Consider the following 18,459-nt stretch of genomic DNA (forward strand, 5'->3'; position numbering starts at 1 on the left):
AATAAGATGGTTTGCTCTTTATTTTTTTTGTGATAATAGTTCTAAAATACGATTCAAATCTTCTTTATTAAAAAATTCAATTTCGATTTTACCTTTTTCTTTTTTCGTCTCTTTAATTTTCACATCTGTGCCAAACTTTTCTCTTAAGAACGTTTCACGTTCTACGAAAAATATATTTCGCTCTTTTTTCACTTTTTTTGTTTCACGTGAAACGTGTTGATTAATCTCTTGGACGATTTTCTCTAATTGACGAACATTTAATCCTTCTTTTTCAATGCGTTTCAATAAGGACTTCAATTGTTCTTCATCTTTTATCGTAAGTAAAGTTCTCCCATGAGCCATTGAAAGTTGACCATTTGCAATCATATCTTGGACGAACGAAGGGAGGCTTAATAACCGAGTATAATTTGCAATGTAAGGTCTGCTTTTGCCAAGACGTTTCGCTAATTGTTCTTGCGTTACATTTAGCTCATTCATTAACATCTGGTATGCCATTGCCTCTTCCATAGGATTTAAATCTTCTCGTTGTAAGTTTTCTAACAAAGCAAATTCCATCATTTGCTGTTCAGTTAATTGTCTTACAACCGCAGGTACCTTTTCTAAACCAGCCTCTTTTGCAGCACGAAATCGTCTTTCACCTGCAACGATTTCATATCCTTTAATACTCTTCCTAGCAATTAATGGTTGTAGAATACCGTGTTCCTTAATCGAAATTGCTAATTCCTGAATAGCCTCTTTATTAAAGTGTTTACGCGGTTGATATGGATTTGGCCTTAATTCAGTTACAAGAATCTCCTGAATTGTTTCCTCTTCTTTCACATCTAAATCAGGAAAAAACACATTAATTCCTCTTCCTAATCCCTTAGCCACCTGCAATCACTTCCTCTGCTAAATCTATATATACTTCTGCTCCTCTTGATTTAGCGTCATACTGCATAATAGGTTTCCCATGACTTGGAGCCTCACTCAAGCGTACATTACGCGGAATAATCGAGCGATATACTTTATCCCTAAAATACTTTTTCACTTCATCTATAACTTGGATCCCTAAATTTGTACGGGCATCCAACATCGTTAACAATACACCTTGAATTGCTAAATTTTTATTTAAATGTTTTTGTACAAGTCGAACTGTATTTAATAGCTGACTTAACCCTTCTAGTGCGTAATATTCACACTGTACAGGAATAATAACAGAATCTGCTGCTGTTAATGCATTAATTGTTAATAACCCTAAAGATGGGGGACAGTCGATAATAATATAATCATATTCATCACGAACTGGCTGTAATGCTCTTTGTAAACGTACTTCCCGGGAAATAGTCGGTACCAATTCAATTTCAGCACCAGCCAATTGAATTGTAGCGGGTAGAACATCTAAGTTTTCCGTTGCGGTTTTCTGTATAACCCCTTGAACATCTGCATCTTCCACAAGAACGTTGTAAATACATTGATCTAATTCAGATTTTTCAATTCCCACACCAGTCGTTGCATTTCCTTGAGCATCAATATCTACAAGAAGGACTTTTTTACCTACTTGCGCCAATCCAGCCCCTAAATTAACAGATGTTGTGGTTTTTCCAACACCGCCTTTTTGATTAGCAATAGCAATGATTTTTCCCATGATGTCACCTACTTTCAACCTTTCTATCTTATTCTAATAACAATTACGTTTATTGTAACATGAAATAAAACTTTTTCTTTTACGTCCTTTATTAAACTTCAAAATTTATTTCTAAACTCCTTCTTCATTTAACAAGAAAATATAGTAAAAGAGACCTCTCCAATAGGATAAGGTCTCTAACACGTCGTTATTATTTTTTCTTTGGAATTTTAATTGTAATTTGATAGTACTCATCAAATTCTTCTTCCTCAGAATTAACATTCAAACCACTTTCAGTAACCATTTGTAAAGATTGTCTAATTGTATTCATAGCAATCCTCGTATCTCGACTTACTGCTTTTTGCTTTGCCTTACGCTTCGGTTTTGCTTCCTCTAGTAACTTCGCAATTCGTTCTTCTGTTTGCTTTACATTCAGTTGTTTCTCCACAATTTCCTGTAAAACCTTCAGTTGTAATTCCTCATTTTTTAAAGGAATGAGAGCGCGGGCGTGACGTTCTGTAATGCTTTTTTCTAATAATGCACTTTTTATTTCTTCAGGCAACTTTAACAATCGCAACTTATTTGCGATTGTAGATTGTCCTTTTCCAAGTCGTTGTGCCAATGCTTCTTGTGTTAAATTATGTAACTCAATCAGCTTTTGATATGCCACAGCTTCCTCGATTGCCGTTAGTTCCTCACGTTGCAAGTTTTCAATTAAAGCTACAGAAGCTGTCTCTGTATCATTTAAGTTCTTTATAATTGCAGGAACCTTTTCCCAACCTAACTTTGTTGCCGCACGAAAGCGTCTTTCTCCAGCGATAATCTCGTACTTATCATCCTCATATTGCCTTACAACAATCGGTTGAATAAGTCCATGTGTACGAATCGTTAATGCTAGCTCATCAATACGTGCATCATCAAAAACTGTTCTTGGTTGATAACGGTTAGGGGTAATATTTACTATCGGAATTTCTTGTATTTCTTCATATACCTTTTTATCTATTTCTTCATGGCTTTCGTCTTGTAATTCGAATTCGCTCTCTTTATCTCCAAAGCCAAATAAACGAGAAAACGTATTTTTCATACATATTCCACCACCTTTTAGGCCTATTGACTATTCTCCATAAAATGTTTCCTATGAAACATTTACGTTTTCATTTATATAATTTAATCTTACGTCTAATAAGATTTATTTTTCAATAGGTAATTTATTGGGCGTTCCCGGTTTGCGTGGATATTTCTTTGGTGTCTTGCGCTTTTTCTCGATTAATAAAATATTACGTTCACTCTCTTCAAACGGTAATTGGAACGTAGACATCTCTTTTAACTCTCCGCCTAGCACCTCTAAAGCATACTTACCATTTTCGATTTCTTCATTTGCTGCTGCACCTTTCATTGCAATGAATGTTCCTCCAACTTTTACAAGTGGTAAACATAGCTCACTTAATACAGAAAGACGTGCAACTGCACGTGCCATTACAATATCGTATGATTCACGTACACCTTCTTTTTTCCCAAATGTTTCAGCACGATCATGACAAAATGCAACATCACTTAATTCTAACTTTTGTGCTAAGTGATTTAAGAAATTAATACGTTTTTGCAATGAATCTACAATTGTTACTTTTAAGTGCGGGAAACAGATTTTTAAAGGAATACTTGGGAATCCAGCCCCTGCACCAACATCACAAATTGAGAACGGTTTTGAAAAATCATAATAAAAAGCAGCTGTAATAGAATCAAAAAAGTGTTTTAAGTATACTTCTTCTTTTTCTGTAATAGCCGTTAAGTTCATTTTCTCATTCCACTCTACTAATGTTTCAAAGTAGATTTTGAACTGCTCTAACTGTCTAGAAGAGAGGGTGATCCCCTTCTCTTCTAGCATAGATTGAAATTGTTCTATGTTCATCTAGCAATATCTCCTTACTATTTATTGGTTCGATACGCGCGCAATTTTTCCTTGTTCTATATAAACAAGTAAAATGGAAATATCCGCTGGATTTACGCCAGAAATACGTGAAGCCTGCCCCATTGAAAGTGGACGAACATCTTTCAATTTCTGTCTAGCTTCTGAGGCAAGGCTAGAAATCGCATCATAATCAATATCTACAGGTATTTTTTTACTCTCCATTTTCTTCATACGCTCTACTTGCTGTAAAGATTTTTCAATGTATCCTTCGTACTTAATCTGAATTTCAACTTGTTCTGTAACTTCATCACTTAATTCTACTTCACTTGGTACTAAAAGATGAATATGCTCATATGTCATCTCTGGACGACGTAATAAGTCACTTGCACGTATTCCATCTTTCAATTCACTTCCGCCAATATTGCGAATTAATTCTTGAACCTCAGGACGTGGTTTAATAATAATGCTGCTTAAACGTTCCTTTTCCTGTTCAATTTGTAGTTTTTTATTTGTAAATCGCTCATAGCGCTCTTCTTTAATTAATCCAATTTCACGACCAACTTCAGTTAAACGAAGATCAGCATTATCATGGCGTAATAATAGACGGTATTCTGCACGAGATGTTAATAAACGATATGGTTCATTTGTACCTTTCGTAACAAGATCATCAATTAAGACACCAATATAAGCATCCTCACGACCTAAAACAACTTCTTTTTTACCTAAAGAACGGCATGCTGCATTAATCCCAGCCATAAGCCCTTGTCCTGCCGCCTCTTCGTAACCAGAAGTTCCATTAATTTGTCCTGCTGTATATAAATTTTTAATCTTTTTCGTTTCAAGTGTTGGCCATAGTTGTGTTGGCACAATTGCATCATATTCAATTGCATAACCTGTGCGCATCATTTCAACATTTTCTAGGCCTGGAATTGTTCTAAGCATGTCACGTTGTACATCTTCTGGTAGGCTTGTGGATAAACCTTGCACATATACTTCTTGTGTATTACGCCCTTCTGGCTCTAAGAAAATTTGATGACGTGGTTTATCATTAAATCTTACTACTTTGTCTTCAATAGAAGGACAGTATCTAGGGCCTGTTCCTTTAATCATACCAGAATACATAGCTGAACGATGTAAATTTTCATCTATTAAACGGTGTGTTTCTGTACTTGTATATGTCAACCAACATGGAATTTGATCCATAATAAATTTCGTTGTTTCAAAAGAGAACGAACGTGGCTTATCATCACCCGGTTGAATTTCTGTTTTACTGTAGTCAATTGTATTACTGTTTACACGCGGAGGTGTCCCTGTTTTAAATCTAACAAGATCAAACCCAAGTTCCTCTAAATGCTCAGATAATGTAATAGACGGTTGCTGATTATTTGGACCGCTTGAATATTTTAAGTCGCCCATGATAATCTCGCCACGTAAAAATGTTCCAGTCGTAATTACAACGGTTTTTGCTGTATATTCTGCACCAGCTTGTGTAACTACCCCTTTACACATACCATCTTCAACGATTAAACGCTCTACCATTCCTTGGAATAACGTTAAGTTTGGTGTTTCTTCAATTGTTTTCTTCAATTCATGTTGGTAAGAGAATTTATCAGCTTGCGCTCGAAGTGCACGTACAGCTGGCCCCTTACCTGTATTTAGCATACGCATTTGAATATGAGTTTTATCAATATTACGTCCCATTTCTCCGCCTAATGCATCAATTTCACGAACAACAATCCCTTTTGCTGGTCCACCAACAGAAGGGTTACATGGCATGAAAGCTACCATATCTAAGTTAATTGTTAACATTAATGTTTTTGAGCCCATTCGTGCTGCCGCAAGACCAGCTTCACATCCTGCATGACCTGCACCGATTACTATGACATCATATGAACCGGCATTGTATCCCATTGTTTATTCCTCCTAATAATCTCTATCTTTCTAAAACATCACTATATTATTTTCCTAAACAAAATTGAGAGAACAACTGGTCAATTAGGCTTTCATGGACTGTGTCACCAGTAATTTCACCAAGTATTTCCCACGTTCTTGTTAAATCAATTTGCACCATATCAATTGGTACACCATTTTCTATTGCCTCAATTGCATCACCGATTGTTTGTCCCGCTTGTGTTAATAATCCAATATGTCTCGCATTAGAAACATATGTCATATCTGCAGAATCGATTGTTCCTTCAAAGAATAAATCAGCTATTGCCTTTTCGAGTTCATCTATTCCTTGTTCCTCAATTAAGGATGTTGTAATAACACGATTTCCCGCAGCTAACTCTGTAACACGTTCCATATCAATCGCTTGCGGTAAATCAGTCTTATTCACAATAACAATAAAGTCTTTTCCTTGTACCGCATGGAATAGATCTTCATCCTCATTTGTTAAAGCCTCGCTATAGTTGACAACAACTAATACTAAATCTGCTTGGCTCATCATTTCTTTTGATCGCTCCACACCAATTCGTTCAACAACATCTTCTGTCTCACGAATACCGGCTGTATCTATAAGTTTAAGAGGTACACCACGCACATTAACGTACTCTTCAATAACATCACGAGTTGTTCCTGCAATATCAGTTACAATTGCTTTTTTCTCCTGAACAAGACTATTTAATAACGATGATTTCCCAACATTAGGTCTACCGATAATTGCTGTAGCAATACCTTCACGTAAAATTTTCCCTTGTTTTGATGTTTCTAATATTTTTTCGATTTCCGAACGAACATGCGTCGCTTTCTCAATTAAAATATTATGTGTCATCTCTTCTACATCATCGTATTCTGGATAATCTATATTTACCTCAACATGAGCTAATGTTTCTAATATTTCTTGACGTAGGCGACCAATTAATTTAGATAATCGCCCTTCCATTTGATTAATTGCTACATTCATCGCACGATCTGTTTTTGCTCGAATCAAATCCATAACAGCTTCTGCTTGTGATAAATCGATACGTCCATTTAAAAAAGCACGTTTTGTAAATTCGCCCGGTTCTGCCAATCGTACTCCTTGCGCTAGAATAAGTTGCAATACTTTATTTACTGAAACAAGTCCGCCATGACAGTTAATTTCCACTATATTTTCACGTGTAAAAGTCCTTGGTGCGCGCATAATAGACACCATAACTTCTTCAATAACTTGATTTGTATCTAAATCAACGATATGACCATAATGAATAGTGTGAGAAGGAACCTCTGTTAAATCCTTCCCTTTAAAAATACGGTCAACTTTCTCAACCGCATCATCCCCACTTACTCGAACAATGGCAATTGCACCCTCTCCAAGCGCTGTGGAAATCGCAGCAATTGTATCAAATTCCATGTCCTTTCACCTCACTTGCTTATTTATCTCTATTTCAACATGATTATTTCTTTCACTAAATTATTAGGATACCATAACGAACCTATCTACAAAAGAAGAATAACTCATTTTATTATATCCCCATGTAAAAAACACTAAACTTATTCACAGTGGATAAGTTTAGTGTTTTTTAGTTATCCACATCTATTTTTCGCTCAAAAAAACCGGCACTCATTTGAGCAACCGGTCATTTAGGAGATATTACAACATGCCGATGTGGTTCATTTCCTTCAGAAGTTGTTTTGATACCTTGATGATTTGATAATGCCTGATGAATAATTTTTCGTTCAAAAGATGGCATCGGTTCTAAAATAACTCTTTTTTTCGTATTAGATACTTGTTTCGCTAATCGATAAGAAAGTGATTCTAGCGTACTTTTTCTTTTACTACGATAATTTTCAGCATCTAGTGTAATACCTATATACTGCTTCGTGTTACGATTCGCAACAAGTTTTGTTAAATACTGTAAAGAGTTTAGTGTATTACCTCTTTTTCCAATTAAAACTCCTACATCATCACCAGAAATTGTAAATTCGATCTCGCGTCCTTTTACAACTTTACTAATTTCAACTTCCACACCCATATTGTGAATAACATTTCTTAAATATTCTTCACATTCCTGAATTGGATCTTTCTTCAATACAACTTCTACTACTGCAGGACGATTCCCAAATAAACCTAAGAATCCTCTTTTACCCTCATCGACAATATTTATATCTACTCGATCTTTTGATGTATTTAATTGCCTTAAAGCATCCTCTACTGCCAGCTCGACTGTTTGTCCTTTAGCAGTAATTATACTCACTTGCTTGAGCCTCCAGCTTTGCTAGCCTTAATCTCTGGCCCTTTGATAAAGTACATTTGAGCAATACCAAAGATATTACCAACAACCCAGTAAAGTGATAATGCAGCTGGGAAGTTAATTGCAAAGATTAAAATCATAATCGGCATAAGCCAAAGCATCATTGCCATTTGCGGATTTTGACCAGCTGTTCCTGCCATTGCAAGCTTTTGCTGAATAAATGTCGTAATTGCTGCAACAACCGGTAAGATATAGAACGGATCTGCCTGTCCTAAATCAAACCATAAAAATGTATGTTCACTAATTGCTGTTGTTCTCATAATCGCATGATAAAACGCGAATAAAATAGGCATCTGAACAAATATCGGTAAACATCCTGCCAATGGATTTACACCATTCTTTTGATATAACTGCATCATTTCTTGTTGTAGTTTTTGCTGTGTTGCTTGATCTTTAGAACTATATTTCTCTTTTAACTTCACCATTTCTGGTTGTAACGCTTGCATTGCTTTTGTACTCTTTGTTTGTTTAATCATTAATGGTAATAATGCAAAACGAATGATAAGAGTTGTAATAACAATTGCTAAACCGTAATTACTGTTAAATAAGTCGGCAAAATACGTGATTAACTGAGAAAGCGGATATACGAAATATTCATTCCAAATCCCAGTACTTTTCGATGTAATCGGCTGACCCGTTTCACTACAACCGGTGGCAATCGCCATTAATGCAACGACCATGGCTAGTAAACCTAATTTCTTTTTCAAAGCCTACTCCTCCTTGTATCGGTATGTATATAGTGTAATTCATTTCCTTACGCTACTTTTTTATTCTTTTCATACCAGAGCGTTTAAAGACATGAATTAAGCTTTTCTTTACTTCTTCATATGTCATCTCTGCACAAGGCTTCCTTGCTATTATAACAAAATCTTTTCCAGAATCTATCTCATCTTTTAACTCTGTAATAGCTTGACGGACCATGCGCTTAATTCGATTACGAACTACTGCATTTCCTATTTTCTTGCTAACAGAAAGGCCGATGCGAAAGTTTGGCTGTTCTTCTTTATCTAATTGGTATACAACAAACTGACGATTCGCATTTGATTTTCCTTTTTGAAAAACCGCCTGGAATTCATCATTCTTCTTTATACGATGTTTTTTCTTCATATCAATTGACACTCCTGTATTTCATCAGCGGAAATTCACTATTATTAGAAAAAAAGACCACTGAACGATCAGTGGTCTACGCAGATAATACTTTTCTTCCTTTACGACGACGAGCTGCTAGCACTTTACGTCCGTTCGCTGTGCTCATACGGCTGCGGAAACCATGTACTTTGCTGCGCTTACGTTTATTTGGTTGGTAAGTTCTTTTCATTATATGACACCTCCCTGAGGAATATCTGTTAAAGACAGTCCTATAAATTATAGTTAATCAACTAGGAAAATGTCAATGGTTCTAGAAATTTTCATCAAATATTCATTTTGAACCTATTCACATACTTTTTCACAGCATCTATATTTCCTTGTGGATAAATGTTTTTTCACGTTTTTTATATCCACAAACTTTTTTCCCACTTTTACACAGTATATCGTGTTGTGGACAAGTTTATTCCACAAGGTATTGATTTTGTGGATAACTTTCTTAAATTCATTGCTATAGCCACTTTTTTTTGATATTATAGTTGTGTTTTCACTTTGAATAAGTTTTCCACATCTTTATCTTATCCACAATTTGTGTATAACATGTGGACAGTTTTAATCACATGTGGGTAAACAGTTGTCCACATTTGGTTTTTTTGTCGAAAACCCTATCTCATATACAAACGACGTTTTTAGGTTTTAAAATACGTTTCGTATAAATATACATTTTATATTTATTAGGTTGTACATTTGTTGCGCAGCCTTATTCTTTTACCATCTTAGTAAAGGAGGGACACCTTTGGAAAATATCTCTGATTTATGGAATAGTGCCTTAAAAGAATTAGAAAAAAAGGTAAGCAAGCCTAGTTATGAGACATGGTTAAAATCAACAACGGCTCATAACTTGAAGAAAGACGTATTAACGATTACAGCTCCAAATGAATTTGCTCGTGACTGGCTAGAATCTCATTACTCAGAACTAATTTCAGAAACACTATACGATTTAACAGGGGCAAAATTAGCAATTCGCTTTATTATTCCCCAAAGTCAAGCGGAAGAGGACATTGATCTTCCTCCAGTTAAGCGGAATCCAGCACAAGATGATTCAGCTCATTTACCACAGAGCATGTTAAATCCAAAATATACATTTGATACATTTGTTATCGGCTCTGGTAACCGTTTTGCCCATGCAGCTTCATTAGCTGTAGCCGAGGCGCCAGCTAAAGCGTATAATCCACTCTTTATTTACGGGGGAGTTGGGCTTGGAAAGACGCATTTAATGCACGCGATTGGCCATTATGTAATTGAACATAATCCAAATGCAAAAGTTGTATATTTATCATCAGAAAAATTCACGAATGAATTTATTAACTCTATTCGTGATAATAAAGCTGTTGATTTTCGTAATAAATATCGCAATGTAGATGTTTTATTGATAGATGATATTCAATTTCTTGCTGGAAAAGAACAAACTCAAGAAGAGTTTTTCCATACATTTAATGCATTACACGAAGAAAGTAAACAAATTGTAATTTCTAGTGATCGACCACCAAAAGAAATTCCAACTTTAGAAGATCGTCTTCGTTCTCGCTTTGAATGGGGACTTATTACAGATATTACGCCGCCAGATTTAGAGACACGAATTGCAATTTTACGCAAAAAAGCAAAAGCTGAAGGGCTTGATATACCAAATGAAGTTATGCTTTATATCGCAAATCAAATTGATTCAAATATTCGCGAATTAGAAGGTGCACTTATCCGAGTTGTAGCTTATTCATCTTTAATTAATAAAGATATTAATGCTGATTTAGCAGCTGAAGCACTTAAAGATATTATTCCAAATTCTAAGCCGAAAATTATCTCTATTTATGATATTCAAAAAGCTGTCGGAGACGTTTATCAAGTAAAATTAGAAGATTTTAAAGCGAAAAAACGTACAAAATCAGTTGCGTTTCCTCGCCAAATTGCAATGTATTTATCACGCGAACTTACGGATTCCTCTTTACCAAAAATAGGTGAAGAATTTGGTGGACGTGATCATACAACAGTTATCCATGCCCATGAAAAAATTTCTAAACTACTAAAAACCGATACGCAATTACAAAAGCAAGTTGAAGAAATTAATGGTATTTTAAAGTAGTAGCTGAATAGTGTGAATAACTTACCTTGTTTTACGCACAGTCTATCCACATGTAGATAGACTGTTTTTACATCCTTCAAAGGGGTTATCCACATATCCACAAGCCCTATTACTATTACTACTATTTTTTATCTTTATTAATTAAATAAAATCTTATACTTACCGGAGGTTTTTCTTTATGCGTTTTACAATACAAAAAGACTATCTTGTAAGAGGTGTACAAGATGTAATGAAGGCAGTTTCTTCTCGTACAACAATCCCCATCCTTACGGGAATTAAAGTTGTAGCTACTGAAGAAGGGGTTACATTAACAGGAAGCGATGCTGATATTTCTATTGAATCGTTTATTCCAGTCGAAGAAGATGGAAAAGAAATCGTAGAAATAGCTCAATCAGGAAGCATTGTTTTACAAGCAAAATATTTTAGTGAGATTGTAAAAAAACTACCTAAGGATACTGTCGAAATTTCTGTGGAAAATCATTTTATGACAAAAATAAAATCTGGAAAATCAGAGTTTAACTTAAATGGTTTAGATTCTGCAGAATATCCGTTATTACCACAGATTGAAGAACATCATGTATTTAAGATACCAACAGATTTACTTAAACATATGATCAGACAAACTGTATTTGCAGTTTCTACTTCTGAAACAAGACCAATCTTGACAGGTGTAAACTGGAAGGTATATAACAGCGAGTTAACTTGTATTGCAACAGATAGTCATAGACTGGCACTTCGAAAAGCGAAAATCGAAGGACATAATATTGCAGATGAATTTCAAGCTAATGTTGTTATTCCAGGTAAGAGCTTAAACGAATTAAGTAAAATTCTGGATGAGTCTGAAGAGATGGTAGATATTGTAATAACTGAGTATCAAGTATTATTCCGTACAAAGCATTTATTATTCTTCTCAAGATTGTTAGAAGGAAATTATCCAGATACGACACGTTTAATTCCAGCAGAGAGTAAAACGGATATTTTTGTAAATACAAAAGAATTCCTACAAGCAATTGATCGTGCTTCACTATTAGCGAGAGATGGCCGCAATAACGTTGTCAAATTATCAACTTTAGAGCAAGAAATGCTAGAGATTTCCTCGAATTCACCAGAAATTGGAAAAGTTGTCGAAGAAGTACAATGTGAAAAAGTAGATGGAGAAGAGTTAAAAATATCTTTTAGTGCAAAATATATGATGGATGCATTGAAAGCTCTAGATAGTACAGAGATTAAAGTTAGCTTTACTGGGGCGATGAGACCGTTCTTAATTCGTACAGTAAATGATGATTCAATTATTCAATTAATTTTACCGGTTCGTACTTACTAGGTAAGGAATAAGGGTTGCTAGTTTAAAGATGCTAGTGGCCCTTATTTGATTTTTGGGTATTACTTTCCTAATGTTAGTTTATTTAGTACAATGAAAGAATGAACACTTTCAGAAAGTGAGCGATTTTATGAAACATATTAAAATTTCAACAGAGTATATTACACTAGGACAATTTTTAAAGTTAGCTGATGTAATTGATACAGGTGGCGCTGTAAAATGGTTTTTACAAGAATATGAAGTGTACGTGAACAACGAACTTGAAAATAGAAGAGGTCGCAAACTATATGCGAATGATGTTATTGAAATTCCAGGAAGCGGAACTTTCCAAGTTCAGGCATAAAGGGGGAGCCCTTTGTTTATTTCAGAAATACAATTAAAAAACTATCGCAATTATGAAAAATTAGAGCTTTCCTTTGAAGATAAGGTAAATGTAATTATCGGCGAAAATGCACAAGGGAAAACAAACTTGATGGAAGCTATTTATGTTTTAGCGATGGCGAAATCTCATAGAACCTCTAATGATCGCGAACTTATCCGCTGGGATGAAGAGTTTGGTCAAATAAAAGGGAAATTACAAAAAAGAAACAGTTCTTTGTCTTTGGAATTAAATATTTCGAAAAAAGGTAAAAAGGCAAAATTAAATCAACTTGAACAACAAAAGTTAAGTCAATATATTGGCGTGATGAACGTTGTCATGTTTGCCCCAGAAGATTTAAATCTTGTAAAAGGAAGCCCTCAAGTAAGAAGACGCTTTTTAGATATGGAATTAGGACAAATAGCTCCTATATATTTGTATGAATTAAGTCAATATCAAAAGGTGCTCACGCAACGAAATCACTTGTTGAAAAAAATGCAAGGGAATAGTAAGAATGAGGAAACGATGTTGGATGTATTTACACTTCAACTAATTGAGCATGGTGCGAAAATACTGCAAAAACGTTTTGAATTTTTGCATTTGCTACAGGAATGGGCAGCTCCAATTCATCGCGGTATAAGCCGTGGATTAGAAGAGTTAGAAATTGTCTATAAACCAAGTGTAGATGTATCAGAATCAATGGATTTGTCGAAAATAAAAGAAGTATACTATGAAAGTTTTCAATCTGTGAAACAACGTGAAATTTTCCGTGGTACGACTTTAATTGGTCCTCATCGTGATGATTTACAATTCTTCGTTAATAGTAAAAATGTTCAAGTCTTTGGTTCGCAAGGGCAACAACGAACGACCGCACTATCCCTAAAATTAGCTGAAATTGAATTAATTTATTCAGAGGTTAAAGAATATCCAATCCTTTTGCTGGATGATGTTTTATCAGAATTAGACGATTATCGTCAATCACATCTGTTAAATACAATTCAAGGAAAGGTGCAAACATTTGTTACAACGACGAGTGTCGACGGAATTGAACACGAAACATTAAAAGATGCGAAAACAATTCATGTAACGAACGGCACGGTAGATTGTGAAATAGATAGGGCATAAACCCCTGTTTAAATGGAAAAGTAGGTGATCTTTGTGTCAATGGAACAAAAACAAATGCAAGAAAATGCATATGATGAAAGTCAGATACAGGTACTTGAAGGACTAGAGGCAGTTCGGAAACGTCCGGGTATGTATATTGGATCTACGAGTGGAAAGGGACTTCACCACCTTGTATGGGAGATTGTCGATAATAGTATCGATGAAGCGTTAGCAGGATATTGTGATGAAATTAACGTTAGTATCGAAGAAGATAATAGTATTCTTGTAACGGATAATGGACGTGGTATTCCAGTTGGTATACAAGAAAAAATGGGGCGTCCTGCAGTAGAGGTTATTATGACTGTCCTCCACGCTGGTGGTAAATTTGGCGGTGGCGGTTACAAAGTTTCTGGTGGTTTGCACGGTGTTGGTGCATCTGTTGTAAATGCCTTATCAACAGAATTAGAAGTATTTGTACATCGTGATGGTAAAATCCATTACCAAAAATACGAAAGAGGTATTCCGGTTGCAGATTTAAAAGTCATCGGTGATACAGATAAGACTGGAACAATAACTCGCTTTAAACCGGATCCAGAAATTTTTAAAGAGACGACAGAATATGAATTCGATACGCTAGCGACTCGTATGCGTGAGTTGGCGTTTTTAAATCGTAATATTAAATTAACAATTGAAGATAAACGTGAACATAAGCAAAAGAAAGAGTTCCACTATGAAGGTGGAATTAAATCATATGTTGAACATTTAAATCGTTCAAAACAACCAATTCATGAAGAGCCTGTATATGTAGAAGGTTCAAAAGATGGTATTCAAGTTGAAGTTGCGCTTCAATATAACGAAGGATATACAAATCATATTTACTCATTTACAAATAATATTCATACGTATGAAGGTGGTACACATGAGGTAGGATTTAAAACTGCCTTAACACGTGTGATTAACGATTATGGTCGTAAAAATAACATTTTAAAAGATGCGGATAGTAATTTGACTGGTGAAGATGTTCGTGAAGGTTTAACAGCAATTGTGTCGATTAAACATCCAAATCCACAATTTGAAGGGCAAACGAAGACGAAACTTGGAAATAGTGAAGCGAGGACGATTACGGAGTCAGTATTCTCTGAGGCTTTTGAAAAATTCTTACTGGAAAATCCCAATGTTGCACGTAAGATTGTAGATAAAGGAACGATGGCAGCACGTGCGCGTGTAGCAGCTAAAAAAGCTCGTGAGCTAACTCGCCGAAAGAGTGCTTTAGAAGTTTCAAGTTTACCAGGGAAATTGGCAGATTGTTCTTCTAAAGATCCAGCAATTAGTGAAATTTATATCGTAGAGGGTGACTCTGCGGGTGGATCTGCAAAACAAGGACGCGATCGTCATTTTCAAGCAATTTTACCGCTGAAGGGTAAAATTATTAATGTTGAAAAGGCACGCTTAGATAAGATTTTATCAAATGATGAAGTTCGTACAATTATTACGGCGATTGGTACAAATATTGGTGGGGACTTCGATATCGAAAAAGCACGCTATCATAAAGTTATTATTATGACCGATGCCGATGTTGATGGTGCGCATATTCGTACCCTATTATTAACGTTCTTCTATCGTTATATGCGTCAAATAATTGAGTGTGGATATATATATATCGCACAGCCACCGTTGTTTAAGGTGCAACAAGGTAAAAAAATTCAATATGCTTATAATGATAAAGAACTTGAAAAAATATTAGCTGAGTTACCAGCCCAGCCGAAACCAGGAATTCAACGTTATAAAGGTCTTGGAGAGATGAATCCAACTCAGCTATGGGAGACGACAATGGATCCAGAAGTACGTTCGTTACTTCAAGTTTCTCTTCAAGACGCAATAGAAGCAGATGAAACATTTGAAATTTTAATGGGTGATAAAGTGGAACCACGTCGTAACTTTATCCAAGAGAATGCAAAATACGTGAAAAACCTTGATATTTAAATGAGTAATGACAGGAATCTAAGTATTCCTGTCTTCTACATATAAATCAATGTATGTATAACGGAAACGTAAGAGGAGGTGCTCGTTGATGTCAGACAATCAACAACAAGCACGAATTCGAGAAATTAATATTAGTCATGAAATGCGTACCTCATTTTTAGATTACGCAATGAGTGTTATCGTATCTCGTGCATTACCAGATGTTCGTGATGGATTAAAACCTGTGCATCGTAGGGTTTTATATGCGATGAATGATTTAGGAATTACAGCTGATAAAGCGTATAAGAAATCAGCACGTATTGTCGGTGAAGTAATCGGGAAGTATCACCCTCATGGTGATTCAGCCGTTTATGAAACAATGGTACGTATGGCGCAAGATTTCAGTCAACGTTATATGCTTGTAGATGGGCATGGTAACTTCGGTTCTGTAGATGGAGATTCAGCAGCGGCAATGCGTTATACAGAGGCAAGAATGTCTAAGATTTCTATGGAATTAATACGTGATATTTCAAAAAATACAATTGATTATCAAGATAACTACGATGGTTCGGAAAGAGAGCCGATTGTATTACCAGCGCGTTTTCCTAATTTATTAGTAAACGGTACGACAGGTATTGCAGTTGGTATGGCAACAAATATTCCGCCGCATCAACTTGGCGAAGTAATTGATGGTGTGTTGGCATTAAGTCATAACCCGGATATTACTATAGCGGAGTTAATGGAATATATTCCTGGACCAGACTTCCCGACATCAGGTTTAATCTTAGGTCGAAGTGGCATCCGTAGAGCTTATGAAACAGGGCGCGGTTCTATTATGCTTCGTGCCAAAGTTGAAATTGAAGAGAAATCAAATGGTAAACAATCTATTATCGTAACGGAACTACCTTATCAAGTTAATAAGGCACGATTAATTGAAAAAATCGCAGAATTAGTTCGCGATAAGAAAATTGAAGGTATTACAGATTTACGTGATGAATCAGACCGAAATGGTATGCGTATTGTCATGGAAGTACGTCGTGACGCCAATGCAAACGTACTATTAAACAATCTATATAAACATACAGCACTTCAAACAAGTTTCGGTATTAATATGTTGTCTCTTGTAAATGGAGAGCCTCAAGTACTAAATTTAAAACAAAACTTATATCATTATTTGGAGCACCAGAAGGTAGTAATCCGTAGACGTACTGCGTATGAATTAGAAAAAGCAGAGGCACGTGCTCATATTTTAGAAGGATTACGAATTGCTTTAGATCATCTTGATGAAGTTATTACGTTAATTCGTAGTTCAAAAACGGCTGATATTGCAAAGCAAGGCTTAATGGAACGTTTCGGTTTAAGTGAGAAACAAGCGCAAGCGATTTTAGATATGCGTCTGCAACGTTTAACTGGATTAGAACGTGAAAAAATCGAGCAAGAATATCAAGATTTAATGAATTTAATTGCTGAATTAAAAGCGATTTTAGCAGATGAAGAGAAAGTTCTTGAGATTATTCGTGAAGAATTAACAGAAGTAAAAGAGCGTTTCAATGATAAGAGACGAACAGAAATTACAATTGGCGGTATGGAATTTATTGAAGATGAAGATTTAATTCCTGAGCAAAATATTGCAATTACGTTAACTCATAACGGTTATATTAAGAGGTTACCAGCTTCTACGTACAAAACACAGAACCGTGGGGGACGTGGTGTACAAGGAATGGGTACGAATGATGATGACTTTGTTGAACACTTATTAACAACGTCTACTCATGATCATATTTTATTCTTTACAAACAAGGGTAAAGTATACCGTACGAAAGGATATGAAATCCCAGAGTATAGTCGTACTGCAAAAGGGCTACCAATTATTAACCTATTAGGGGTAGATAAGGGTGAGTGGATCAATGCCATTATTCCAATTCGTGAATTTGGTGACGACCAGTTCTTATTCTTTACAACGAAACAAGGTATTTCTAAGAGAACGCCACTTTCATCATTTGCAAATATACGTACGAACGGTTTAATTGCAATTTCGCTTCGTGAAGAAGATGAAGTGATTTCTGTACGTTTAACATCTGGCGATAAAGATATTATCGTAGGGACAAGCAACGGTATGTTAATTCGCTTCAATGAACAAGATGTACGTTCTATGGGCCGTAATGCAGCTGGTGTAAAAGCTATTACATTAGGCGAAGAGGACCAAGTAGTAGGTATGGAAATTGTTGAAGAAGATACGAATGTCTTAATTGTAACGAAAAACGGGTATGGTAAGCGTACTCCAGTTGAAGAGTATCGACTACAAAGCCGTGGTGGTAAAGGTCTTAAAACTTGTAACATTACAGATAAAAACGGTAAGTTAGTAGCGGTTAAGTCTGTAACAGGTGAAGAAGACATCATGCTAATTACAGCCGCAGGCGTTATTATTCGTATGCCGGTTGATCAAATCTCTCAAATGGGACGTAATACACAAGGTGTTCGTCTAATTCGTTTAGAGGATGAGCAAGAGGTAGCGACAGTAGCAAAAGCACAGAAAGATGAAGAAGAAGAATCTAATGAAGAGGTTTCTTCTGAAGAATAAGAGGGTGGATTTTCCCCCCCTCTTATTTTTTTATAATAATACTTGCATAGTGATAGCAAAGTCTATATAATAGGCAGAGTCAGCAAATGAGAGATACAAATTATCTTGAAAAACTTGTTGACGAAAATAATATACTATGATATATTATAAAAGTCGCTGAAAC

16 protein-coding genes are annotated in these 18,459 nt (G+C 35.5%); 6 read left to right on the forward strand and 10 right to left on the reverse strand.

Going from position 1 to position 18,459, the window contains the following annotated elements; translation table 11 throughout:
* Window positions 1-18: 18 nt before the first annotated feature.
* From spo0J to rpmH, 10 genes are all read right to left on the reverse strand, one after another.
* Window positions 19-870, reverse strand: coding sequence for a stage 0 sporulation protein Spo0J (gene spo0J, locus DN403_RS01260; RefSeq protein WP_001051833.1), 852 nt, complete (start codon window positions 868-870; stop codon window positions 19-21).
* A complete protein-coding gene (gene soj, locus DN403_RS01265; protein ID WP_000516114.1) occupies window positions 863-1,624 on the reverse strand; it encodes a sporulation initiation inhibitor protein Soj in 762 nt (253 codons plus the stop codon). The genes spo0J and soj overlap by 8 nt, the downstream gene beginning before the upstream one ends.
* Before the next feature lie 190 nt (window positions 1,625-1,814).
* Window positions 1,815-2,687, reverse strand: coding sequence for a nucleoid occlusion protein (gene noc / locus DN403_RS01270; RefSeq protein WP_000799016.1), 873 nt, complete (start codon window positions 2,685-2,687; stop codon window positions 1,815-1,817).
* Between the two features lie 105 nt (window positions 2,688-2,792).
* Window positions 2,793-3,512 carry a 16S rRNA (guanine(527)-N(7))-methyltransferase RsmG gene (gene rsmG / locus DN403_RS01275; protein WP_001019628.1) on the reverse strand — a complete coding sequence of 240 codons (720 nt, stop codon included), beginning with the start codon at window positions 3,510-3,512 and terminating at the stop codon, window positions 2,793-2,795.
* A 21-nt stretch (window positions 3,513-3,533) separates the two neighbouring features.
* Window positions 3,534-5,423 (reverse strand): tRNA uridine-5-carboxymethylaminomethyl(34) synthesis enzyme MnmG, encoded by a 1,890-nt coding sequence (gene mnmG, locus DN403_RS01280; RefSeq protein ID WP_000541045.1) that lies wholly within the window; start codon window positions 5,421-5,423, stop codon window positions 3,534-3,536.
* A 46-nt stretch (window positions 5,424-5,469) separates the two neighbouring features.
* Complete coding sequence (gene mnmE, locus DN403_RS01285) at window positions 5,470-6,846, reverse strand: tRNA uridine-5-carboxymethylaminomethyl(34) synthesis GTPase MnmE (protein WP_000393760.1); 1,377 nt, start codon at window positions 6,844-6,846, stop codon at window positions 5,470-5,472.
* A gap of 226 nt (window positions 6,847-7,072) precedes the next feature.
* Complete coding sequence (gene jag / locus DN403_RS01290) at window positions 7,073-7,690, reverse strand: RNA-binding cell elongation regulator Jag/EloR (RefSeq protein ID WP_000022797.1); 618 nt, start codon at window positions 7,688-7,690, stop codon at window positions 7,073-7,075.
* Window positions 7,687-8,454 carry a YidC family membrane integrase SpoIIIJ gene (gene spoIIIJ / locus DN403_RS01295; protein WP_000727741.1) on the reverse strand — a complete coding sequence of 256 codons (768 nt, stop codon included), beginning with the start codon at window positions 8,452-8,454 and terminating at the stop codon, window positions 7,687-7,689. Before spoIIIJ ends, jag begins: the two co-directional genes overlap by 4 nt.
* A gap of 52 nt (window positions 8,455-8,506) precedes the next feature.
* Window positions 8,507-8,854, reverse strand: coding sequence for a ribonuclease P protein component (gene rnpA / locus DN403_RS01300; RefSeq protein ID WP_000726621.1), 348 nt, complete (start codon window positions 8,852-8,854; stop codon window positions 8,507-8,509).
* 76 nt (window positions 8,855-8,930) lie between these two features.
* Entirely contained in the window at window positions 8,931-9,065 is a 135-nt protein-coding gene (gene rpmH / locus DN403_RS01305; RefSeq protein ID WP_000831901.1) for a 50S ribosomal protein L34, read from the reverse strand.
* Window positions 9,066-9,629: 564 nt separating this feature from the next.
* On the opposite strand from rpmH, the gene dnaA reads away from it, so the two are divergent.
* The 6 genes from dnaA to gyrA all read left to right on the forward strand — a co-directional run bounded on the left by dnaA (window position 9,630) and on the right by gyrA (window position 18,296).
* The gene (gene dnaA, locus DN403_RS01310; protein ID WP_000428018.1) at window positions 9,630-10,970 is read left to right on the forward strand and encodes a chromosomal replication initiator protein DnaA; all 1,341 of its coding nucleotides are present in this window, start codon (window positions 9,630-9,632) and stop codon (window positions 10,968-10,970) included.
* Between the two features lie 178 nt (window positions 10,971-11,148).
* The gene (gene dnaN, locus DN403_RS01315; RefSeq protein ID WP_001212884.1) at window positions 11,149-12,294 is read left to right on the forward strand and encodes a DNA polymerase III subunit beta; all 1,146 of its coding nucleotides are present in this window, start codon (window positions 11,149-11,151) and stop codon (window positions 12,292-12,294) included.
* A gap of 127 nt (window positions 12,295-12,421) precedes the next feature.
* The gene (gene yaaA, locus DN403_RS01320) at window positions 12,422-12,634 is read left to right on the forward strand and encodes a S4 domain-containing protein YaaA (RefSeq protein WP_000680510.1); all 213 of its coding nucleotides are present in this window, start codon (window positions 12,422-12,424) and stop codon (window positions 12,632-12,634) included.
* Window positions 12,635-12,646: 12 nt separating this feature from the next.
* Window positions 12,647-13,774: a DNA replication/repair protein RecF gene (gene recF / locus DN403_RS01325; RefSeq protein ID WP_000470754.1), complete on the forward strand. Its 1,128-nt coding sequence runs from the start codon at window positions 12,647-12,649 to the stop codon at window positions 13,772-13,774.
* 39 nt (window positions 13,775-13,813) lie between these two features.
* Window positions 13,814-15,736, forward strand: coding sequence for a DNA topoisomerase (ATP-hydrolyzing) subunit B (gene gyrB / locus DN403_RS01330; RefSeq protein ID WP_000435979.1), 1,923 nt, complete (start codon window positions 13,814-13,816; stop codon window positions 15,734-15,736).
* Between the two features lie 88 nt (window positions 15,737-15,824).
* Window positions 15,825-18,296 carry a DNA gyrase subunit A gene (gene gyrA, locus DN403_RS01335; RefSeq protein WP_001282868.1) on the forward strand — a complete coding sequence of 824 codons (2,472 nt, stop codon included), beginning with the start codon at window positions 15,825-15,827 and terminating at the stop codon, window positions 18,294-18,296.
* Window positions 18,297-18,459: the final 163 nt, after the last annotated feature.

This window comes from Bacillus sp. AY2-1 (assembly GCF_008368965.1).
GTDB lineage: Bacteria > Bacillota > Bacilli > Bacillales > Bacillaceae_G > Bacillus_A > Bacillus_A thuringiensis_S.